At 73.2% G+C, this 22,418-nt stretch carries 17 protein-coding genes; 4 read left to right on the top strand and 13 right to left on the bottom strand.

Annotated features, from left to right (window positions below; all coding sequences use genetic code 11):
* Window positions 1-323: 323 nt before the first annotated feature.
* Window positions 324-1,811, top strand: a complete 1,488-nt coding sequence (locus ABGA99_RS00985) for a vanadium-dependent haloperoxidase (protein ID WP_347578908.1) — start codon at window positions 324-326, stop codon at window positions 1,809-1,811.
* Between the two features lie 141 nt (window positions 1,812-1,952).
* On the opposite strand, the gene ABGA99_RS00980 is transcribed toward ABGA99_RS00985, so the two are convergent.
* The 11 genes from ABGA99_RS00980 to ABGA99_RS00930 all read right to left on the bottom strand — a co-directional run bounded on the left by ABGA99_RS00980 (window position 1,953) and on the right by ABGA99_RS00930 (window position 14,153).
* Complete coding sequence (locus ABGA99_RS00980) at window positions 1,953-3,560, bottom strand: FAD-dependent monooxygenase (protein ID WP_347581943.1); 1,608 nt, start codon at window positions 3,558-3,560, stop codon at window positions 1,953-1,955.
* Between the two features lie 116 nt (window positions 3,561-3,676).
* Complete coding sequence (locus ABGA99_RS00975) at window positions 3,677-5,422, bottom strand: Na+:solute symporter (RefSeq protein WP_347581942.1); 1,746 nt, start codon at window positions 5,420-5,422, stop codon at window positions 3,677-3,679.
* A complete protein-coding gene (locus tag ABGA99_RS00970; RefSeq protein ID WP_347578905.1) occupies window positions 5,419-5,754 on the bottom strand; it encodes a DUF485 domain-containing protein in 336 nt (111 codons plus the stop codon). Before ABGA99_RS00970 ends, ABGA99_RS00975 begins: the two co-directional genes overlap by 4 nt.
* 189 nt (window positions 5,755-5,943) lie before the next feature.
* On the bottom strand, window positions 5,944-6,645 hold the full coding sequence (locus ABGA99_RS00965) for an SDR family oxidoreductase (protein WP_347581941.1): 702 nt from the start codon (window positions 6,643-6,645) through the stop codon (window positions 5,944-5,946).
* A gap of 42 nt (window positions 6,646-6,687) precedes the next feature.
* Window positions 6,688-7,473, bottom strand: coding sequence for a 2,3-dihydro-2,3-dihydroxybenzoate dehydrogenase (locus ABGA99_RS00960; RefSeq protein WP_347578903.1), 786 nt, complete (start codon window positions 7,471-7,473; stop codon window positions 6,688-6,690).
* Complete coding sequence (locus ABGA99_RS00955; protein WP_347578902.1) at window positions 7,473-8,678, bottom strand: FAD-dependent monooxygenase; 1,206 nt, start codon at window positions 8,676-8,678, stop codon at window positions 7,473-7,475. The genes ABGA99_RS00960 and ABGA99_RS00955 overlap by 1 nt, the downstream gene beginning before the upstream one ends.
* Before the next feature lie 10 nt (window positions 8,679-8,688).
* Complete coding sequence (locus tag ABGA99_RS00950; RefSeq protein ID WP_347578901.1) at window positions 8,689-10,008, bottom strand: AMP-binding protein; 1,320 nt, start codon at window positions 10,006-10,008, stop codon at window positions 8,689-8,691.
* On the bottom strand, window positions 10,005-10,865 hold the full coding sequence (locus tag ABGA99_RS00945) for an amidohydrolase family protein (protein ID WP_347578900.1): 861 nt from the start codon (window positions 10,863-10,865) through the stop codon (window positions 10,005-10,007). The genes ABGA99_RS00950 and ABGA99_RS00945 overlap by 4 nt, the downstream gene beginning before the upstream one ends.
* Window positions 10,866-10,876: 11 nt before the next feature.
* A complete protein-coding gene (locus ABGA99_RS00940; RefSeq protein WP_347578899.1) occupies window positions 10,877-11,980 on the bottom strand; it encodes a 3-dehydroquinate synthase II in 1,104 nt (367 codons plus the stop codon).
* A 54-nt stretch (window positions 11,981-12,034) separates the two neighbouring features.
* Window positions 12,035-12,865, bottom strand: a complete 831-nt coding sequence (locus ABGA99_RS00935) for a 2-amino-3,7-dideoxy-D-threo-hept-6-ulosonate synthase (protein ID WP_347578898.1) — start codon at window positions 12,863-12,865, stop codon at window positions 12,035-12,037.
* Window positions 12,866-12,881: 16 nt separating this feature from the next.
* The gene (locus ABGA99_RS00930; RefSeq protein WP_347578897.1) at window positions 12,882-14,153 is read right to left on the bottom strand and encodes an aspartate kinase; all 1,272 of its coding nucleotides are present in this window, start codon (window positions 14,151-14,153) and stop codon (window positions 12,882-12,884) included.
* A gap of 290 nt (window positions 14,154-14,443) precedes the next feature.
* Between ABGA99_RS00930 and ABGA99_RS00925 the strand changes: the two genes are divergently transcribed.
* On the top strand, window positions 14,444-15,574 hold the full coding sequence (locus ABGA99_RS00925; RefSeq protein ID WP_347578896.1) for a sensor histidine kinase: 1,131 nt from the start codon (window positions 14,444-14,446) through the stop codon (window positions 15,572-15,574).
* Window positions 15,571-16,236 carry a response regulator transcription factor gene (locus tag ABGA99_RS00920; protein WP_347578895.1) on the top strand — a complete coding sequence of 222 codons (666 nt, stop codon included), beginning with the start codon at window positions 15,571-15,573 and terminating at the stop codon, window positions 16,234-16,236. The genes ABGA99_RS00925 and ABGA99_RS00920 overlap by 4 nt, the downstream gene beginning before the upstream one ends.
* Before the next feature lie 18 nt (window positions 16,237-16,254).
* On the opposite strand, the gene ABGA99_RS00915 is transcribed toward ABGA99_RS00920, so the two are convergent.
* Window positions 16,255-17,145 carry an aromatic prenyltransferase gene (locus tag ABGA99_RS00915; RefSeq protein WP_347578894.1) on the bottom strand — a complete coding sequence of 297 codons (891 nt, stop codon included), beginning with the start codon at window positions 17,143-17,145 and terminating at the stop codon, window positions 16,255-16,257.
* A 613-nt stretch (window positions 17,146-17,758) separates the two neighbouring features.
* Here ABGA99_RS00915 and ABGA99_RS00910 point away from each other — a divergent pair.
* The gene (locus tag ABGA99_RS00910) at window positions 17,759-20,164 is read left to right on the top strand and encodes a LuxR C-terminal-related transcriptional regulator (protein ID WP_347581940.1); all 2,406 of its coding nucleotides are present in this window, start codon (window positions 17,759-17,761) and stop codon (window positions 20,162-20,164) included.
* On the opposite strand, the gene ABGA99_RS00905 is transcribed toward ABGA99_RS00910, so the two are convergent.
* A complete protein-coding gene (locus tag ABGA99_RS00905; protein WP_347578892.1) occupies window positions 20,113-22,200 on the bottom strand; it encodes a helix-turn-helix transcriptional regulator in 2,088 nt (695 codons plus the stop codon). The genes ABGA99_RS00910 and ABGA99_RS00905 overlap by 52 nt on opposite strands.
* Between the last annotated feature and the right edge of the window lie 218 nt (window positions 22,201-22,418).

Below are 22,418 nucleotides of genomic sequence, written 5' to 3'. Positions count from 1 at the left end.
CGGCCCGTACGCAACGGGCGCGGGCGCCGGGCCCGGCAGCCCGGCCGGCGCCCGCGCCCGTTTGCGGTGTTTCCACGCCCCGGCCGGATTCCGGCCGAACTCCGGCCGGACCGGACCGTATTCAGGGCGGAATTCTTCCCGGCGGCCGCCGCGCGGGCAACATCCGCACATGCTCCAGCACGGGTAGTGCCCACTACCCGATCGAGCAGTGGACCGGTGGGTGAACGCAGGTCTAGCCTCCTTGATCAGTGTGCAATTCGTTTGCCGAATACGGTGCGCCCATTTGCGGAATCCACCCCACGCACGAACAAGGAGATCGTCCGGTGGCGAAAGTGACACGGCTGCGGAGCCGGCGCCTGGGATATGCGGTGGCCATCGCCACCGCGGCGGCGCTGACGGGGACCCTGACGAGTGCGGTGCCGGCGTCGTCGCAGGACGACGGCTTCGACATCGACCATGACAACGTGCTGATGGAAGTCGTGTATCCGAAGTTCCAGCGGGTGTCGCGCGAGGAGAGTTCGGGTCGCGCGGTGTCGCTGACCGTGGATCACGCGATGCTCATCGAAATGCCGTGGTTCGACGCCATCGCGCCTTATCACCCCACGGCGAAGGGCATCTTCTCCGACATCCCGCGCCGCCCGGAGTCCGAGCACACCACGCGCAACCAGAACATCGCGGTCACATACGCCGCGTTCACCTCGCTGAACGCCCTGCTGCCGGAGTACAAGGACCGGTGGATCGAGATGATGGACGCGGCGGGTCTCGATCCCGACGCCACGGCCGCGGATCCGACCACGCCGAGCGGCATCGGCATCCTCGCGGCCAGGAACGCGATGGCGGCGCGGCAGGACGACGGCAGCAACCGGGACGGCGGCATGGGCGGCCGCACGTACAACAAGAAGCCCTATGCGGACTACACCGGCTACAGGCCCGTCAACTCCGCCTACGAGCTGCGCAATCCGTCACGCTGGCAGCCGGGCACGTCCTCGACCCGGGACGTCTACAAGGACCAGCAGTTCGCGACCCCGTACTACGGCAGGGTGAAGCCGTTCACGTACGACAGCCCCACCGAGTTCAAGGTCTCCCCGCCGGTGAACAGCAACCACGACAACCGCCGCGCCTACCAGCGGCAGGCGGACGAGGTGCTCAAGGCGTCGGCGAACCTGACCGACGAGCAGAAGATGACCGCCGAGCTGTTCAACGACAAGGTGCTCACCTTCGGCCAGTACGCGGGCACGCCGGTGGTGCTGGCGGGCAAGCTGAACACCGAGCAGACCGTGCACTACATCACCATGTCGGACGTGGCGTTCATCGACGTCACCATCGCGACCTGGCACTACAAGCGCACGTTCGACTCGGTGCGCCCGGGCAGCGCGATCGGCTACCTGTACGGGGACCGGAAGGTGACCGCGTGGGGCGGGCCCGGGCAGGGCACCGTCGACGACATCACCGGCCGCGAGTGGCAGGGCTATCTGGACTCCCTCTCCGCCGACCACCCCGAATACCCGTCCGCCAGCTCCGCGCTCTGCCTCGCCTTCGCCGCGCAGGTGCGGCAGTTCACGGGCACCGACCAGATCAAGGTGACCGCCGCCTTCCCGAAGGGTTCCTCGCTGGTCGAGCCGGGTGTCACCCCGGCCGCCGACGTCTCGCTGCAGTGGAACAGCTGGACGGAGTTCGCCGACGACTGCGGCGAGAGCCGGATCTGGGCGGGTGAGAACTTCCGGTCCTCGGTCGAGGCCGCGGAGCAGTACGCGCCCGAGATCGGCGACATGAGCTACGAGTTCGTCCAGCGGAAGGTGAACGGCGGCTGAGGGCCGCGCGAGCGCCGCGAAGACCCGGCGCCGGCCGCCGGCGGGTGACCTCCACCCCGTCGGCGGCCGGCGCCGTTCGCCACGAGCGGCCGCCGGGAAGGCCCTACGGGCCCTCCCGGCGGCGGCCTTCGGCGGACCGGGTCAGCGGGCCGGGTCCGCGCCCCGTACGCGCCGCACCACCGCGCCCGGGTCCGCGGGCGCCCGGTTGCCGCGCCACGCCACGTGGTGGTCCGGGCGGAGCAGGACGAGGTCCCGCTCCCACAGCTCGCGGGCCCGCGCGTCCCATACCACCGCGTGCCGGACGGGCACGCCCTGCGCGGCGGCGGCGCGCAGCAGCGGCCCTGCGCGGCCGTCGCCGGCGAAGTCGACGAGGGTGAACTCCGTGGCGAACAGGGCGAACAGGGGGGTCCCGTCCGTCAGCAGCACGCTGGGCGGGCGGCTGCCGGGCCAGGTCGTCGGGGTGTACGCCTCCGGCGTCCAGGGGGGCGCCGGGCCGTCCTCGTGGCAGACGACGGGCGAGTCGTCGTAGCGGTAGCCGAGTTCGACGCCGCGGTACTCGTTCTCGCCGCGCTCGCCGTCCAGGAACTCCGCCACGGCGGCGGGCGGGACGCCGTCGCGCAGCAGCTGACCGGCCTTCATGTGCACGCCGATGTGCCGGTGCGAGGTGCGCATGGTGCGCAGCCCGACGGGCCGGCGGTCGGTCTCGTAGCTGTCGAGCAGCGCCGGGCCGCCGGTGTGCCGGACCAGGGCGGCGACCTTCCAGGCCACGTCCATCGCGTCGCCGATGCCGGTGTTCATGCCGTACGCGCCGGTGGGGAACATGCGGTGCGCGGCGTCGCCGGCGAGCAGGACGCGGCCGGCGCGGTAGCGGTCGGCGAGCATGAAGCCGGGGCGCCAGCGGGAGGTCAGCAGCACCTTGTCGATCTTCAGCTCGGTGCCCAGGGTCGCCAGCAGGAAGCCCGCCGGATCGGCCGGCGGGGTGGCGAACTCGTCCGGGTGCGCGCCGTTGACGTGCGCGGTCCAGGTGTCCTTCTCGTCCTGGGCGATGACGACGTAGCGGAAGGCGAAGTAGTGCCAGAACGGGCCGTGCCGGTGCAGGGACGCCAGGTCGCGGCTCTTGAAGTGCACCATGAACGCGCCGGGCAGCCCGGGGACGCCGAAGCTGTCCTCGCCGATGCCGAGGACGGCGCGGACGCGGCTCGACGCGCCGTCGCAGCCGATCACGTACCGGGACCTGATCCGGATCCGCTCGTCGGTCATGACGTCGCGCAGATTGCTGGTCACGCCCTGGTCGTCCTGGGTGAGGGTGTCGAACCGCAGGCCGGGGCGGAGGTCGACGAGATGGCTGCGGCGGCAGTGGGCGCGCAGCACGGGCTCCAGGTCGATCTGGGAGATCCGCTGGCCGGGTTCGGCGGGCCGGGTGCCGTCGTCGTACGCGGCGATGCGCCGCCGCTCCTCGTCGACGGAGGGCAGTGCCCAGGTGGTGAGCGGCCGGCCGGCCAGCCCGGTGGACCAGATGACGTCGGCCGGGTGCCGGGAGGCGACGCCGGCGGCTCGGATGCCGTCGGCGAGGCCGAGTTGGCGGAAGAACTCCATGCTGCGGGAGTTCACGTAGTCGAGTTTGGGGTGGACGGAGGTCTCGAAGCCCTGGTCGGCGAGGACGCACCGGACCCCCTGGCGCGCGAGCGCCAGAGCCGTTGCCATGCCGACCGGGCCGGCGCCCACGACGAGTACCGGTGCGGGATCCACGGATGCCTCCCCAGACGTGTGGGGCGGCACCCGGGCCGCCCCACACTGTCGCAGTTGTCGTTCGGTGGTGGCTCAGCAGGTTCAGCGGGCTCGGCAGGCCGCGCGGCCCGGCGGGCTCAGCGGGCTTCGCTGGGCGTACGGGGCTGGTTGCCGTGGTCGTCCGGGCCGCCGGTGCCGGGGCCCCGGCCGTTCGGGTGCTGCCCGTTCGGGGAGCCGGCGGCCCCGGTCGCCGCGCCGCGGGCCGCCTCCTTGCGGGCGTCCGGTGCGAGGCCGCCGGTCAGGGCGCGTACCTGCATCTCGGCGAAGGCCGCGTCGTTGCGCTCCTTGCTGGCGATCGAGCCGAGGTAGCCGAGCAGGAACCCGGCCGGCACGGTGATCAGCCCGGGTTCGATGTCGACGAACTTGATGTCGTGGCCGGGGAAGATGGCGTCGTCCGGGCCCGTCACGCCGTTGGAGAAGATCACCAGGAAGAACAGCAGGGCCGTGCCGCCGTAGACGATCCACTTGAGCCCCGAGGTGTTGAACCGGCGCCAGAACAGGGCGTAGACGACGGCCGGGAGGATCGCGGTGCCCGCCAGGTCGATGGAGGTCGGGATGAAGATGTGGGTGCGCACCGGGAGCATCGCGACGCCGACGAGCACGGAGACGATGCCGATCCGCAGGGTGTTGCGGCGGATGTCCTTCAGCTCGTCGGCCGGGGCCGGCTTGCGGCCGCGTACGACGTTGAGGTCCTTGGTGACACAGGTGACCGCGTTGATGAGCAGGGCCGCGTAGACGCCGACGATCGTCAGCAGGGCGATCGGCGCGAGCACTCCGACCATCAAGGGTCCGCCCACCTCGTCCACGAGCTTGGGCAGGCTGATGTCGCGGTGCGCCTTGATCACGCCGATCCGCTCGGAGCCGAGCACCGCCACGGAGGCGAAGCCGACGACGGACATGCACAGGTAGATGCCCACGACGATCACGGACGCCCAGCCGGCGGAGCGGCGGGCGTCCTTGCCGCTGGTCGTGGCGAAGTTGCGCATGAACAGGAAGGGGATGGCGGCGACGCCGACGGCGACGCAGAAGAGCTTGGAGAGGTGGACCAGCCGGTGCTGGCCCTCGCCGAACTCGCGGCCGGGGCCGAGCAGGTCGTAGCCGGCGGGGACGTCCTCGCGGTTGGCCTCGGCCTTGTCGAGGATGTCGAAGACGTTCAGGTTGAACTTCGCGAGCACCAGGAGGGTCAGCACCACCACGACGGTGAGGGTGAGGATCGCCTTGAACACCAGCAGCCGGGTGACGCCCGGCATACCGGCCATGTACGCGTACAGGACGGTGACGAGGCCGACGACGAGGACCGAGAGGCCCAGTCCCGCGACGTTGTCCAGCCCGAACCAGCGGTTGAAGATGAAGGCGATCGCCGCGAGGCTGATGATCGTGAACATCCCGTAGATCAGCAGGGTGACGACCGCCGCCGCCTTGCGCGCCTGGCGTTCTTCCGCGCGCATCGCGAAGATGTCGCCGAGGGTGTGTCCGCCGAGGTTGCGGATGGGCGAGGCGAAGAGCAGCACGCCGAGCACCATCGAGGTGGTGAACGCGGTCAGCAGCATCGCGGCGTCGTAGCCGTTGAGCGCGATATGGCCGGTGATGATGAACAGGGTGGAGTACATGAGCGGCGCGGACGCCAGCGCGATGGCGTTCTGTACGGGCCCGATCCGCCGGCCGGCGATGAGGAAGTCGTCGGGGGTGCGCACGCTGTCGCGTACCGCCTTGACGACGAAGTACACGGCCACGGCGGCGGCTATGGTCGCGGGTATCGCGATCTCGGGCACCGCCCAGGTGTTGTCGATGGGCGGCGGCGGGTCGGCGAGGATCGTGCTCATCGCTGCTCTCCTTCCAACTCCGCCCGGACCTGGTCGGTCAAGGGGTCGAGCCGGTTCGCGGCGTAGCGCAGATAACCGGCGCAGACCGTCACGACGACGACGAACGTCAGGAACATGAACAGCAGCCCGACATTGACCGGGCCGCCTATCTCCTGCCGGAAGAATCCGGGGGCGAATGCGGCCAGCGACGTCCCGGTGAACCACCATCCGAAGAAGAGCACGCTCGCCCGGATGAGGAACGAATTCGTTTTACGCTGCAGGGTTTTGAACCCGGCGCTGCCGTGTACGGCGACATAGCGGTCGCCGCCCGCCGGCGAGTCCGTCGAACTCATGACACCTCCTGGACGGGGACGTCTGGACGCGGACGCCCTGACGTGGCGGTCACATTGCATTCTCGGGCGTCGTCCACCGGCGGGCATGACCCATTCACGCGGTCTTCCGGCGCGGCACGCGCATTGGCGTGACCGCGAGCGGCGGATTCACGTGTCCGGGGGCTTCTCCGAAATACGGGAGAGGCGTCGTCAGATGAGGACGTCGCCGCCGTCGATGTTCAGGTTGACGCCGTTGATCGCGCGGTTCTCCAGCAGAAACGTGATCGCATGGGTGCAGTCGCACATCGTCACCGGCCGTTTGGTGAGGGCCTTGTGCTCCGCGGCGGCGCGCGCGGCCGGCTTGTCGCTCCAGAACGGGGTGTCGGCGACGATGCTCGGGTGCAGGGCGTTGACGCGGATCGGCGACAGCTCGAACGCCAGGGTCCGCACCAGGGCGGCGATGCCGCCGTTGGCGGTGGTCACGGTGGTGGAGCCCGGGTACGGGCGGTGGCTGGCCAGGCCGCCGAGCAGGACGGCCGCGCCGTGTTCCGGCATCCTGGGGGCGAGGGCGTGCAGGACGGCGGTGTAGCCGGTGAGCTTGACGGTGAGCAGCCGGGTGGCGGCGGCGGGGCGGTAGTCGCGCACGGTGTTCTGGTCCCGGTCGAGCGCTGTGAGGACCAGGTGGTCGACACGCTCGACCCCGGCCAGCGCGGCGATGGCGGCCCCGGGATCCGCCAGGTCGAGCGCGAGCCCGCGGGTGCGGCCGCCGATCTCGTCGGCGGCGGCCCTGGTGCGGTCCTCACCGCGGCCGGTGATGACGACGTCGCTGCCGCGGTCGGCGCAGGTCTGGGCGAAGTGCCGCCCGATGCCCGACGTTCCGCCGACGACGACGACGTGAGTGCGATCCGACACGGTGCTGTTCCCTTCCTCGGGGGCCGGGTGGGCACGGCGGCGTCATACGTGCAGGGAGGCGCCGCCGTCCACGTACAAGTCGTGCATCGTGACATGGCCCGCCTGGTCGGAGACCAGATACGCGACGGCCTCGGCCACGTCCCGCGGCTGGGCGAGCTTGTGCAGCGGGATGCCCACGCGGTACTCGGCCGGCATGCCCTCGACGACCTCCCGCAGCTCCGGGTCGTCGTCGTGCATCGCGCGCAGCATGGGGGTGTCCGTCGAGCCGGGCGAGACGACGTTGCAGCGGATGCCGTGGCCCGCCAGCTCCAGGCCCAGGCAGCGGGTGAACTGGGCGGACGCGGCTTTGGAAGCGGCGTACGCGGCCATCTCGGTACGCGGCACGCCCGCGGCGTTCGACGCCACCGTGACGATCGCGCCGCGCCCGCGGCGGATCATCCGCCGCGCCACCGCGCGCGAGACGTGGAACACGCCCCCGGCGTTGACCGCGAGGGTCTCCGCCCACTGCCGGTCCCGCAGTTCGACGACGCGGCCGGTGTGCATGACGCCGGCGGCGTTGACGAGGATGCCGACGGGCCCCAGCTCGTCCTCGACGCGCGCGACGGCGGCGTCCACCGCCGCGCTGTCGCACACGTCGACGTCGTAGCCGCGCGCCCGCACGCCCTCGGCCGCCAGCTTGGCGACGGCCGTGGCGAGCTTCTCCGCGTTGCGGTCGGCCGCCGCGACGTGCGCGCCGGCGGCGGCCAGGGTCGTGGCCACGGCCGCGCCGATGCCCTGCGCCGCGCCGGTGACCAGGGCGACGGTCGACTCGATTCCGGTCAGTTCCATCATCTTCTCCTGCCGGTCGTGGCGAGTGCCTGCTCGGCGTCGTAGCCGAAGAGCCACTGGTGCCGGTCCAGCCCCGGCTCCGCGAGGGAGCCGGTGTCGCGGCGCCGCTGCGCGGCGCCGTCGGCCAGGTGGAAGGTCTCGGCGTTGGCGCGGGACTGACGCTGGATCCGGGTCGTACGGGGCAGGCGGAGCTGCTCGTAGCGGCGCACGGCGGCGCGCAGCCCGTCCCGTCCCGCGGCGGGTCCCGCGTCGGTGAGGCAGCGGGCGAGGACGACGGCGTCCTCGATCGCCTGGTTCGCTCCCTGCGCCTGGAACGGCAGCATCGGGTGTGCGGCGTCACCGATGACGGCCACCCGGCCCCAGCCGAGCCGGTCGATGCTGTCGCGGTCGTGCAGGGCCCATCTGCTCACCGTCCGCGCCGCGTCGAGCAGCCGGACGACGTCCTCGTGCCAGTCCTTGTACGCCGCCCGCAGCCCCTCGGTGTCGCCGCGGGCCGACCAGGACTCCACCTCCCAGGCGGCGGCGGGCACGGTGGCGCCGAAGCTGATCTGCCGGCCGCCGGAGACGGGGTAGCACACGCAGTGCTGGTCAGGGCCGAACCACAGCCGCACCCGCGGCTCGGCGAGCAGGTGGGGCACCCGCTCGGCGGGCACCAGACCGCGGTAGATCGTCTGCCCCGAGTAGCGCGGCCAGTCGGCGACGAACCACTCACGCACCGCCGAGTGGATGCCGTCCGCACCCACCACCGCGTCGGCCGCGACCGTCCGCCCGTCGGCCAGGTGCAGCCGCGCCTCCGCCTCGTCCTGGGTGACGGCGACGAGCCGGGCGCCCAGGTGCAGCCGGTCCGGCGGCAGCCCGGACAGCAGCGCGGCGTGCAGGTCCGCGCGGTGCACGGTGTAGTACGGCGCCCCGAAGCGGCGCAGGCACCTGTCGCCCAGCGGGGTGCGCTGGAGCATCAGGCCGTCGTCCCAGCGCCGCATCTCGATCGCCTCCGGGACGACCGCGGCGGCCCGCAGCCGGGCGCGCAGGCCCAGGCGGTGCAGCAGCCGGGTCGCGTTGGGCGCCACCTGCACCCCCGCGCCGACCTCGGCGAGCCGGTCCGCCTGCTCGTAGACGTGGCAGTCCACCCCGCCGCGGCGCAGGGCGGCGGCGAAGGCGAGGCCGGCGATCCCGGCGCCGACGACGGCCACCCTCATCTGCGACATGCCTTCCTCCTCAGTAGTAGAGGAGCGCTTTGCTCCAGTCCTCGTCGGGGCCGAACAGGCTGCGCGGCTTGACCACGTCGGGCATGTTCGTGAGGGCTTCGCGCGGGATCAGCGACCCCGGCGGCAGCCCGGTGACATCGGCGTCGACGCCGAACTCGGCGCGTACGGCCGCGGTGAGCGCCGCCTCGGCGTGCACGCGGTGCTCCGGTGGCACCTCGATCTCGATGCGCAGCGACACCGGTTCCGCGCGGGCGCGCCAGAAGTACACGCCGTAGGTGTCGGGGAGGGAGAAGACGACCTCCTCCAGCCGGTGCTGGGTGACCCGCGCGTCGCCGACGCGGTGGCCGAAGGCGGCCCGGCCGAGGACGCGGACGGTGGGCAGGTGCCAGCCGCAGTCGCAGTCGTCGTACGCGACCTCGACGTCGTCCTCCAGGTTGTAGCGCAGCAACGGCATCGCCTCGCGGTACAGCGGGGTGACGACGAGTTGCCCCGTGCCCTCCGCGGCGACGTTCCCGGTCTGCGGGTCGTACACCTCGAACAGCGCCCGGTCGGCCCAGAGATGCATGCGTCCGTACTCGCACTCCCCGGCGAGGCTGCCGGTCTCCGTGGAGCCGTACTCCTCGATCACCGGCACCCCCCACAGCCGGCTGATCCGCTCGCGGCGGGCGGTCGTCAGCGGCTCGCCGCCGACGAACAGCGCGCGCAGCGCGGGGAAGTCGGCGCCCGGGCGGTGGCCCGCGGCGCCGGCGGCGGCGGCCCAGATGAGGCATTCGGTCGGCACCGACCAGGTGAGGGTGACGTCCAGGTCGTGCAGGGTGCGCACCACGCGGGCGTACGGCATGGCCAGCGACCGGTTGTCGCCGGGCACGACGGTGGCGCCGTGCAGCCGGGCGGCGGCGTGCGCGAGGTGGCCGGTGAGCAGCAGCGCGTACGGGGTGCGTACCAGGAAGACGTCCGCGGCGGAGATGCCGATCCACTTGCGCGCGAAGCGCTCGGCGAGGTCGAGCCAGTCCTCCCGGGTGTAGTACGAGGGCGTGGGCCGGCCGGCGGTGCCGCTCGACTCGTGGTAGGTCGCCAGCCGTTCCTTCGGGACGCCGAGCATGCCGTACGGGTAGTTGTCCCGCAGGTCCTGCTTGGTCGTCAGCGGCAGTCCCGCGAGGTCGGCGGCGGTCGCGGGCAGGTGGGCGGCGCCGGCCAGGCGGGGCCGGTAGAAGGCCGAGCGGGCGGCCCAGGCGACGGTCTGCGGAAGCTGCTTCTCCTGCAGTCCGCGCAGTTCCTCGGGGCCGTTCCACTGGCCGATGTGCGGCAGGCTCGCCGGTGCGTCGATCACGGTTTCTCCTCCCCCAGTAGTCGGTGTGCGTTCTCCCAGGCGATCTGCCGCCACTGCGCGGGCGGAGTGCGGATCGCCGTGAACTTGGCGAGTTCCACGGCCGGGTGCTGGAGCGGGTACTCGGAGCCGAACACCACGCGCGCGGCGCCCAGCCGGTCGATCGCCGCCTCGGCCACGCATGTGTAGCCGCCGGAGGTCTCCAGCAGGATGTTGGGCTCGTCGCGGATCAGGGCGAGCGCGTGGAAGTCGATGTTGCCGATGCCGCTGTGCCCGAGCACGAAGTCGGTCCGCGGGAACCGGCGGGCCAGGGTGACGAGGTCGGCGACGCCCGCGCCGGGGCGGGCGAGGCACACGGTGTAGACGGGGTGGCCGCTGTCGGCGGCGACCTCCACCAGCGCGGTGACGCGCGGGTCGGTGAGCGCGACGCCGTGCACGGCGGGCGAGATCTCCAGCCCGCGGAACTCCGCGGCCCGCTCGCGGTACGCGCCGGGCGGGCGGTGCGGGTTGGCGAACCAGAAGGGCACCAGCCGCCCTCCCCCACCGGCTACGCCCTCACTGGCGGGGGCACCCCCATCCCCACCGGCTACGCCCTCACTGGCGGGGGCACCCCCATCCCCACCGGCTACGCCCTCACCGGCGCTCGCGCAGGCTGCCAGCACGGCGTCGTTGTCGGCGTCGGTCTCGACGTGCCCGCCGTCGACGAGCTGGCGGGCGAGCGTGTCGAGGTCGATCGTGCCGCCGGCGCAGACCACCGCGCGCGCCAGCCCGCAGCCGTCCAGTGCCGCGAGCAGCCGCCCGAGGGCGCCCGGCCGGGGCGCGAGGCGTACGTGGAAGTCCAGCACGGGCTGTGCGCTCATCGCAGCACCGCTCACTTCTCGATGCAGAACTCGTCGATGGGGTAGCCGACGTGCCGCTGCTCGACGGGCAGATACCCGAGCACCTTCGTGCCGGCGGTCAGGTCGGTGACGTTGAGCACCTCGCCGCCGGGTCCGAGGACCCGTACGTGCCAGTCGTCCTGCACGATGAGGTTGACCGTCACCCCGGACGGCGCGACCGCGTCGATGGCGAGCAGCGGCCGCGTCTCGATCTTGACCCGGCCCACGGTGACCACGCGGGTCCTGCCCGCGGAGTCGACGGCGAGCACCTTGCCGCCGGAGGACAGCTCGCTCAGGTAGTTGGTGCGGCCCTCGGCGGAGAGCGTGTACGAGTGCAGCGCGCCGGCGTTGACGCGGAACGGGCGGGTCGGCATGTACGGCAGCGGGTGGGTCTCGCTGCAGCACAGGATCATGCCGGTGGAGTGCGAGCCGACGAGGATGCCCTCGTCCAGCCGGAAGTTGGTGCACGTGTCCACGCACGCCCGCTCGCCCATGCCGACCCGGCGGATGCCGGTGACCTCCAGCTCCACCAGCGCCAGGTCCGCCGCCCGCGTGACCGCGGCGGCCTTCAGCTCGGTGGCCTCGCCGGGTGCGCGCGGGGCGAGCATCACGCCGTCGGAGCCGTGTTCGAGGACGCCGAAGACGATCTCCGCCTCCTCCACGTCGGCGACCCGGGTGACGATGCTGCCCTCGGCCCCGGCCGCGGCGGCGAGCACGATCTCCAGCGGGATCTTGGTGGGGTCGCGGAAGTCCAGCAGGCTCCACCGGTCGTGGCGCGCGGCCCGGCAGGCGTCGTCCAGGCTGGCGGCGTCGGTGATCTCGACGTAGCGGCCGAACTCCACGCCCGCGTGGGCGTGGGCGAGGGCGGCGGGGTCGCCGTGACGGGCGGGGTCGACGATGACGAGGTCGGCGGGCTCCAGCTTCTCCGGCAGCGGCCTGCCGAGCGGGAAGAGCACCTTCTTCACCGTCGGGGGCAGCGGCTCCAGGTCGGCGGGGTCGGCCGCCACGATGGCGTCGACCCGCTGGTGGATGGCTTCTTCGACGATGGCCTCCTTGGCCCCGTCGGCGGCACGGATGTCCAGCCAGCACAGCTTCACGGATCTCTCCTCAGAGCGGTCGGTCGGCGGGGATCGGGCGGAACGGGCGGGGCGTCACGTGGTGAGGGCGAGCCGGTCTCCCCCGGTCGCGCCGGTACGGCCCGGGGCGTGGCCGGGGCCGTGCACCAGCCGGGCGATCGACGCGGCCATCCGGCCGGGCTTCTCGGCCTGGAAGACGTTGCGCCCCATCGCCACCCCGGCCGCGCCGCCGCGCAGCGCGTCGGAGACGAACGACAGGACCGCGTCGGAGTCGGCCGCGCGCGGGCCGCCGGCCACGATCACGGGGATCGGGCAGGCCCGTACGACGTCGGCCATCTCCTCGGGCGTGCCCGCGTAGTCGGTCTTGACGACGTCGGCGCCGAGGTCGGCGGCGAGCAGCGCGGCGTGCGCCACCAGGTCCGGCGCGTGCGCGTCGCCGATCTCCGGTCCGCGGGCGTAGACCATGGCCAGCAGCGGTACGTTCCAGCGGTCGCACTCCCCCGCCACCGCGGCCAGGTCGGCGACCTGCCGGGCCTCCTGGCGCGAGCCGAGGTTGACGTGCACGCTGACGGCGTCGGCGCCCGCCCGCAGCGCCTCCTCGACGTGCGCCACCAGGTACTTGGCGTCCGGGTCCGGGGCGTGCCTGGTGCTCGCGTTCAGATGCAGGATCAGCGACATGCCGCCGAACCAGCCGTGGTCGAGGTGGCGCAGCGTGCCCTTGTGCAGTACGACGGCATCGATGCCGGTGCCGGCCAGCTCGCCCAGCAGCGGGTCCAGTTCGCCGGGGCGCAGCGGTCCGTCGGTGACGGAGTGGTCGAGGGGGACGACGAGCAGCCGCCCGTCGCCCTGCCGGAAGAGGCGTCGCAGGCGCAGCCCGCGGCCGAACGAAGCGTTGAGTACAGCCACTTGTGTCCTGCCTCTCTCAAACGGTGGCGGAGCGGCCGGAAGCCGCGGGCGCGGCGCCGTCCGGCGGCGGTCCGGCGAGGTCGAACGCGCGGTGCAGGGTCTCCACGGCGTCGACGGTGCGCTCCCGGGGCACGATCACGGACAGCCGCGTCTGGGAGGTGGAGATCCAGCTCGTCGGTATCCCGGCGGCGGCCAGCGCCGCCATCAGCCGGGCCGCGTACTCCGGCCGGCTGAGCAGGCCCATGCCGACGACGGAGACCTTGCCGACGTCCATGTCGAAGTGCACGCCGCCGCCGAAGGAGGCGGCGACCTCGTGCAGCGCGTCGCGCACCCGGCCGGCCTCGCTGCGGCGGATCGTGAAGCCCATGCGGAACTCGTTCTCGTACGGGCCCGACCTGGCCACCAGGTCCACCACGGTCCCCCGGGCGGCCAGCACGTCGAAGACGTCGGGCGCGAGGTCGCGGCGGCTGTCGCGGCAGTGCACGAGCACCCGCGCGACGTCGGTGTCGTGGGTGACCGCGACGACCGCCCGCCGGGTCTCCAGCGGGCGGTCGTCCTGCCGCTCGGCGACCGTCGTCCCGGGCGCCTGCGACGACACGTTCCTCACGCGCACTTCGACCCCTTCCATGGCGGCCAGTTCGATGCAGCGGGTGTGCAGGACCCGGGCGCCCGCGAACGCCATCTCCGCCATCACGCCGGGGTCGACCCACGGCAGGCAGCGGGCGGCGGGCAGCACCCGGGGGTCGGCGCTGAACACGCCGTCCACGTCGGTGTAGATCTCGCACCTCGCCGCGCGCAGCCGCGCCGCGAGCGCCACGGCGGTGGTGTCGGAGCCGCCACGGCCCAGGGTCGCGACGTCGCCCGCGCGGTCGACGCCCTGGAACCCGGTGACCACGGCCACCCGCCCGCCGGCCAGCGCCGCCCGTACCCGCTCGGCACCGATGCCGGAGACGAGTGCGTCGCCGTGCCGGTCGGTGGTGCGGACACCCGCCTGCGCGCCGGTCAGCGAGACCGCCGGCACGCCCATGGCGCCCAGGGTCAGGGCCATCAGCGCCGCCGACTCCGCCTCGCCCACGGCCAGCAACTGGTCCAGTTCGCGGGACGCGGCCGGGGCGCCGACGTCGGCCGCCAGCCGCAGGAGTTCGTCGGTACGGCCGCCGCGGGCGGAGACGACCACGGCCACCGACGGGCCGCGCCGCCACGCCTCCTCGATGCGCAGTGCGGCGCGGCGGACGCGGTCGAGCGTCTGCAACGAGGTACCGCCGTATTTCTGGACGAGCACAGCCACCGCCGTTTCACCGCCTTCGTCGACCCGGTATGGCACGACAGTAAGCGCGGCTTTCCTCCCGGCCCACTACTCGCCCGGATAGTGGCGTCGAATTCAGTGGGTCACGCCATGGCGAACGGGCGTTACCGCGAATACGCGATGGCGGCGGTGCGCATACGGTATTGCGGGCCGCGGGAATTCGCCGGGTGCCGCCGTCGCCGTACCGCCCGTCAAACTACTGTGACCGCGGTAGTCGGATACTCCTCCGCAAGCAGTACGCGGAAGCCGGGAACTGCCGTTATGGTGCTCGTATGAGCGCCCGGCTGTCCAAGGTCTGGGCCCGGGCGAGAAGCCTGGTGATCGCGGTCTGCGTGGCGGCCGTGCTGCTGATCACCGCGCTCTCCGGGGACCACGCCGCCACGAAGCTCGACCTGCTCGGCTACGGGCTGCTCGTGACCAGCGGCCTTGCCCTGGCCGGCAGTGCGCGGGCCCCCGTGCCGATCCTCGCCGTGACCGCCCTGTGCGTGGTGGGCTACAACGCCGCGGGCTTCGACGTGCCCGCGGTGGCCTATCTGTTCGCCGTCTACGCCGCCGTACGCTCCGGGCACCGGATCGTCACGGTCGGGGTGAGCGTCGTGCTGGTGCTCAGCCTCCCGTACGCCGTGATGGCCTACCCGGGCGACGGCGCGGGCGACGCCTACGCGCAGGCCCGCGGCGTGCTCGAACTCGCCTGGCTGGTCGCCGCCGGCGCCGCCGGCGAGGCGCTGCGGCAGGCGATGCGGCGGGCGGACGAGGCCGAGCGCACCCGCGAGGAGACCGCGCGGCTGCGCGCCAGCGAGGAACGGCTGCACATAGCACGGGAGCTGCACGACTCGCTCACCCACCAGATCTCCATCATCAAGGTGCAGTCCGAGGTCGCCGTCCATCTGGCCCGCAAGCGCGGCGAGGACGTCCCCGAGTCGCTGCTCGCGATCCAGGAGGCGGGCCGGGAGGCGACCCGGGAGCTGCGCGCGACTCTGGAGACGCTGCGCGACGAGGCCGAACAGGCCCCGGCGCACGGGCTCGACCGGGTGCCGGAGCTGGTGGAGCGTACCCACGGGATAGGGCTGCACACGACGCTCACGATCGAGGGGCAGCGGCACGAGGTGCCCGAGGCGGTGGGCCGTACCGCCTACCGGATCGTGCAGGAGTCGCTGACCAACACCGCCCGGCACGCCGCGGCCTCCACCGCCTCGATCCGCATCTCCTACCGCCCCGACGCCCTCGCCATCCGGATCGACGACGACGGGACGGCCCGGCCGGGCACCGCGCCCAAGCCCGGCGTCGGGCTGCTGGGGATGCGCGAGCGCGTCACCGCCCTCGGCGGCAGCCTGCGCGCCGAGCCGCGCACCGAGGGCGGCTTCACCGTCCAGGCCGAACTACCCGTGGCGAGAATCCCGTGATCCGTGTGCTGCTGCTCGACGACCAGCCGCTGCTGCGCAGCGGGTTCCGCGCCCTGCTCGACGCCGAGGACGATATCGAGGTGGTGGCGGAGGCGGGCGACGGCAAGGAGGGCCTGGCGCTGGCGCGTGCGCACCTGCCGGACCTCGCGCTCGTGGATCTGTCGATGCCGGTGATGGACGGCATCGAGACGACCCGGCAGATCGCCGCGGACCCGGCGCTCGCCCACATCCACGTGGTGATCCTGACCAACTACGGCCTGGACGAGAACGTGTTCAACGCGCTGCGGGCCGGCGCGGCCGGGTTCCTGGTCAAGGACATCCTGCCCGAGGACCTGCTGCACGCCGTGCGCGTGGCCGCCCGCGGCGACGCGCTGCTGGCGCCCTCGATCACCCGCAGGCTCATCAACAAGTACGTGTCCCAGCCGCCGCTGGACCCGTCGGCCGTCCGCGGTCTGGAGGAGCTGACCAACCGGGAGCGCGAGTCCGTCGCGCTGGCCGCGCAGGGGCTGTCCAACGACCAGATCGCCGACCGCATGGTGATCAGCCCGCTGACCGCGAAGACCCACATCAACCGGGCGATGTTCAAGCTGCACGCCCGCGACCGCGCCCAGCTGGTGGTCATCGCCTACGAGTCCGGGCTGGTGACCCCGCGCGGCCGGTGACCGGCCGCGGCGGGTCCCTCAGATGAAGTCCATCGTCCCGGGCTTCCAGCGGTAGTGCGACTCCAGCTTGTCGTACTCGCCCCCGGGCGCCACGGCGACGCCGTAGACGAACTTGCGGTCGCCGTCTCCGGCCGGGACGCCGCGTACGAACCGCTCGATCTCCGGCTCCACCCGGACCGGCAGCGTGGCCAGGTCCGGGGTGGTCACCGCGTAGCAGATCCGCTCGACGCCCGGCGAGTCCCAGCCGAGGGTGACGTACAGGCCGAACGCCTCCCGGCCGAGCTTGAGCATGTGCGCGCTCGGCGGCGCCATGCCCAGCTCGCGGAGCGTCGCGGTGATGGTCTCCGGCTCGAAGAGGCCCGCGGGCACGTCGTTGAAGTACACGTTCAGGGTGCGGTGGTGGTAGTCGACGCCGACGACGCCCACGCGGTCGGCGAGGCCGTGGCGGGCGAAGAAGCCGGCGTGTGCGGCCAGGGCGGGCGGCATGGCGGGCAGGTCTGCGAACTTGGCGACCTCCTGGAGATCGTCGGGGGTGAAGAAGGCGTAGACCTTCTTGAAGCCGCCGACGACACCGAAGTCGACGCCGTGGCTGTCGACCCGGCAGCGCCCCCGCAGTTGGGCGAGCACGGCGCCCGCGGGGTGGTCGGTGGGCCCGGTGAGACCGGCGGCGAGCGCGGCGGCGTACGGGTCGCGCTGCTCGGGGTGGGTCGTGAAGCGGCAGTCCAGCTCGCCGGCGTGCCGCCGGCCGGTCGCGACGCGGAAGGCGACGACGGTCGCGTCGTGCCCGAAGGCGTCGGCGTACGCGGCGAGGACCGGGCGTACCGTCGCGGGCGCGCACGGCACGCCGAGCGTCCGGGCGGACTGCTCGATGACCGAGTACAGCTCGTCCATCTCGGCGGTTGCGGACATACGAACCCCTTGGTCGGCGAGGAATGTATTGCTGTACGTATCGGGGGTGCTGCGAATGCACCGTAAATCGGATACGTAAAAAGTAATCCCGCCGGGCGGCCCGGCCCACTACCCGTACGGGTAGTGGGGGCTACCCGAGTTGTCGGGGCGGATTTCATTGACCCGCCAATGCCGCTCGATGACCATAAACGGCAAGGCTCATGGCTCGTGTTCGAGGGTTCTCCACGGCACCGCGGGAGCGATCATGGCACCACTCGTAGGGCGAGAGGGCACGCTGTCCGTGCTGGGCGGCCATCTGGACGCCGCGGCGCGGGGCACGGGCGGCTGCGTCGTCGTCGAAGGGCCGCTGGGCATCGGCCGGAGCCGGCTGCTCCAGGCGACCGCCCGGGAGGGTGCGGAGCGCGGACTGACCGTGGTGTCCGGGCGCGCCGGGGCGAATGGGGGCACCCCCGCCAGTGGGGGCACCCCCGCCAGTGGGGGCACCCCCGCCAATGGGGGCGTAGCCGGTGGGGGAGGGGGCGTAGCCGGTCGGCCAGGGGGCGTAGCCGGTGGGGGAGGGGGCGTAGCCGGTGGGGCAGGGGGCGTAGCCGGTGGGGCAGGGCAGCCGCTGCCCGTGCACCTGTTACTGAACTACCTGCGGCGGGTGCTGTCGGCCGAGAGGGACGTGGACGACCTGGTACGGCCGGACGGCAACCCGTTCCGGCTGATGGACCGGGTCGGTGAGCTGGTGGAGATCGCGGCGCACCGGCATCCGGTCGTCGTCCTGCTGGACGACGTGCACCTGGTGGACGACATGGGCGGGCTGGCGCTCCGGGGGCTGGTGCAGTCGCTCGCGGGGTCGCCGGTGCTGTGGCTGCTGACGCGCCGGTCGGTGGCGGCACGGTCGCTCGCGCAGCACGCCGTCGACCGGCTGATCGACGGCGACGCGGTCCGGCTGCACCTCGGGGCGCTGGACAACGAGGCGGTGGCGGAGCTGTGCACGGGGCTGCTGGGCGCCAAGCCGGACTCCTCCGTGCTCGACTGGGCGGCCCGCTGCGGGGGCAACCCCTGGCTGCTGGCCGGCGTGTTCGACGCGCTGGTCACCGCGGGTCGGGTGGTGTTCGTGGACGGTACGGCGGCGGTGCTGGGCGAGGAGTTGCCCGACGACGTGCTCGGCGTCGTCCGGGGGCTGCTCGACGAACTGCCGGCGGCGGTGGGGCGGCTGCTGGTGGCCGGCGCGGGCGTCGGTGCGGCGTTCACCGCCGCCGAGGCCGCGGCGGCGCTCGGCGGGCCGGGGGTCGCGCCGGTGGCGGGGGCTCCGGTGGCGGGAGTGGACGAGGCGGTGCGGGCCGGGCTGCTGCAACGGCACGGGGAAAAGCTGGCGTTCGCGCACGGGGTGCTCGCGGAGGCGCTGCGGCACCCGGTGTTCCGGCGGCCGGAGCCGGCCGCGGTGGCGCTCCCGGCGCCCGCGACGGTGCCGGCCGGCGCCCCGGAGGGCGTAGCGGACGGGCACCGCGAACAGCCGTACCCCGTACCGCCGGAGGACTCCCCCGCCGCGCCGCAGCGGCCCGGGTGCGGCTGCACGGGCCCGGTGGCACGGGTGGTGGCGGCGCTGGCGGACCGCTTCGACGCGGCGCCCGGCACCCTCGCGCGCGCCCTGCGGCTGCTCGCCGGCGCGGGGCGCACCGCAGAAGCCGCGCGGCTCGCGGAGGTCGCCGTACGCGCCGGTGTCGACGTGCCGGACGTGACCGGCGCGGCCGACACGTCCGGTTCGGCCGGTTCGGCGGGCGCCGCGCACCCCGTGACCGCGCCTGAACGTCCCGCCGCCGGGCGGCCGGAGGCCGCGACCGCGGCCGGCTGCGCGGTGTGCGCGCGCCCGCTGTGGACGTGGCTGGTCCGGGCCCTCGTCGCCGCCGACGCCTTCGAGGAGGCTGCGGCGGTCTGCGACGCCGTCCGGCGGGAGGCCGGACGGGACGGCGGGCCGTGGGCGCGGGGCCTGTGGCACGGCCACCGCGCCGAACTGCTGGCGGCGACGGGCCGGCTGGAGGAGGCGCGCGCCGAGGCCGAGACGGCGCTGGGCCTGGCCGACCGGACGCCGCCTGAGGACCTGCTGCCCGCGCGGCTCGTGCTGGCCCGGATCAGCATGCACTGCGGCGATCTCGCCACCGCCAGCCAGCAGTTGCGGATGGCGGAGCGGCCCGCCGGTGCCGCCGCGGCGGCCGTGAAGCCGCGGCTGGACTGGGCGCTGGCGCAGTTCCACGCGGCCAGCGGACGGGCGGCGATGACGGTCCGCTCGCTGCTCGACGCCGAGCAGGGCGCCGCGCCGGATCCGCTGCTGTTCGCCGAGGCGCCGACGGCGGCGGCGACGCTCGTACGCCTGGCCGGGCAGATGGGGCTGGGCGACGAGGCCGCGCAGGCGGCCGGGTTCGCCCGGCGGCTGGCAGCGCACAACCCGGACGTGACCTCCCTGGCCGCCGGCGCCGCGCACGCGGACGGCGTCCTGGACGACGACCCGGACGCCCTCCAGCGCGCCGCCGAGCTGTACCGGCTCGCCGGCCGGCCGCTGGCGGCCGGTGGCGCGCTGGAGGACGCGGCCCGGGGGAACGGGGGCCGGCACAAGGACGTCGCCGCGCGGCTCCTCGCGGCTGCGGCGGATCTGTATCTGGACTGCGGCGCCCAGCGCGACACGGCCCGGGTGCAGCGCAGGCTGCGCCGCCTCGGCGTGCCGCACGCGCGGGCCGCGCTGGGGACGCAGCGGCCCAAGTCGGGCTGGGAGAGCCTGACGGGCGCGGAGCTGCGCGTGGTACGTGCCATCGTCGACGGCAGGACCAACAGGGAGGCGGCCGGCGTGCTCTTCCTGTCGCCCCACACCGTCGACAGCCATCTGCGGCGGGTCTTCGCCAAGCTCGACATCAACAGCCGCGTCGAGCTGACCAAGCAGTTCCTGGCGCACGAGGCGGCCGTGCCCGAGGGCACGGCCGCCTCGCGTCAGCTCGCCGCCGCGGGCCCCGAGCCGCGCTTGTCCTCGGTGATCGAGTAGATGGCCGCGGCGCCGGAGTACGTGGCGGCCTCGCGGGCGAGTTCGACACGCGTGCCGATGCCCAGCTTCTTGTAGATCTTCCTCAGGTGGTAGTTGACGGTGTGCGCCGAGAGATGGACGCGCCGGGCGATCTGCCGGTTCGTCATCCCGACGCTGACCAGGTAGGCGATGCGCCGTTCCATGTCGGACAGCACGACCCAGCAGGAGTTGTGCCGGTGCCCGGCGGCGCCGTCGGCGACCACCGCCGCGACGTCGGGCGGGCCGGGCACGGCCCGCGGCCGGGGCGCCGGCGCCTGCCCGGCGTGCAGCCTGGCGAGCTCCTCGGTCGCCAGGGCGATGGAGAGGGGGTCGGGTGACTGCGCCACGATGTGCGCGAGCCCCGAGGCGTCCCGCTCGGCGACCGCGTTGGCGTGCAGCGCGCTGAGGCTGACGACGGAGATGCCGGGGTTGTCCCCGGCGAGCCCGTTCACGGTGTCGAGCACGGTGTGCTTCAGGCCGGCGTCGTCGGTGTCGAGCGCGAGCCGGACGAGGAACGCGGCGGCGGCCGGGTCCTCGACGTACAGCCGGCGCTCCGCCGGAAGCCGGTCGTATGTGCCGGACAGCAGGGCGACGCCCGCGCGGGGCCCCTCCCTTCTGACGGCGAGCCGCACCTCCGTCCAGGCGTACCGCGGCGAGCGCTGGATCTCCCGGTCGTGCGCGGGATCCGCGCAAGCCCGCTCCAGGTGGTCGGTCGCTGTCGGCAGGTCGCCGGTGTAGAGGGACACGGCGGCCAGCACGGCGTACGCGAGGGGCACGAGCGCGGGGACGGCGTTCTGCTCCGTCGCCGCGGTGACCAGCTCCGCGTGCCGGCGGGCGTCCCGGAACCGGCCGGCCGCCAGGAACAGCCGGGCCCGCAGCGCGGCCGGCGCGGCGTGCCAGACGTCCGCGGACAGCGTGTACAGCCCGGCCTCGGCCTCGTCGACCAGCGCCTCGGCCTCGTCGAACTCGCGCAGGTCGGTGAGCTTGGCGGCCAGTTCGAGGCGGAAGTGCAGCCGCCACAGGGGGTCGGCGGCACCGCAGTACCGGACCGCGGCGCGGCCCAGCCTGATGCCCTCGGCCAGTTCGCCGGCCCGCCAGCTCAGGTGGGACAGCGTCGTCAGCGCCATCAGCGCGGCGACGTCGTCCGGCTCGTCCGTCCGCGCCCGCAGGATCTCCCGGGCCCGGTTCCCGGCCTCCTCCCGGCCCAGGAGCAGGGCGCCCAGGAGCGCCGACGCCTCGGCGTCGAGCCGGTCCGCGGCGGGAATTCCCGGGGCGGCGAGGGTGCGTTGTGCGAGATCCGTGCCGACGACCACCCTTCCCTTCATGATCAGCCCGTGTGCCCGTGAATAGGGGCCGCCGTCGCCCTCCGCCACCACGGCGAACCGCTGAGCCGGGTACTCGGGTACCCACGATCTTCGGTCTGTTTCCTCCGCACTGCGTCCGGAATGGTGCCTCGCCTCGCGCTGCAACGCACCGCGCGCGGGAGCGGGAATGGCGGCGACCGCGCCGCGCATCAAGAAGTCGCTGCGGAATACGAATTGACGCTCCGTCGCCTCGACGAAGCCCGCGGACATCGCCTCGTCCAGCGGCGCGAGCAGGGTGGCGAGCGGGCGGTTCAGCATCCGGGAGACATCCTCAAGGAGGAACGACCGCCCCTGCAGTGCGGCGATCTTCAGCAACTCCTGGCAGCCGGGGCTCAGCTCGCCGAGCGCCCTCTTCACAAACGCCGGTACACAGCGCGGAGTCCGCGACTCCACGAGCCGAACCGTTCCTTCATACAGAGCCACCAGGCCCTCGTCCACCAGCCCGTACGCCAACTCGGCCAGTAATCGGCCGTTCTCACCGGCTGCCGCCGCCAGGACGCGCAACTCGTCGTCCGGATCGGCGCCGAGCAGCTCACCCAGAAACCGTTCGTTCGCCTCGGCGTGCACCGGCCCCGGCTGCGGACGCCCGTAAGGTCCGGCGTCTCCGGGTATCGTCTCCGGCTTCTTCGTCCCCTTCTTCGACCACGTAGTCATATTGCCCCCGACTATCCAGGTATATCCCGGGACTTACTCAGCCGTTACAGTGCCCTCCTCTCGACTCGCGTTCCCCTTGATTTTCAACCCGTGGTCTTGGTCTGCACTTGGTGCCGACTTGGCGAAAGATTCAAGGGAGTACCCATCTTTTCCATAAGATGACATACCCTTTACTTGCCATTGACCGGGCAACAATTCATGGGACAAAAAGGCGTGCG

This window comes from Streptomyces sp. B5E4 (genome assembly GCF_039871555.1).
Taxonomy (GTDB): Bacteria; Actinomycetota; Actinomycetes; order Streptomycetales; family Streptomycetaceae; genus Streptomyces.
The sequence above is the reverse complement of the archived record's forward strand: the minus strand, read 5'-3'. Positions and strand labels throughout refer to the sequence as shown.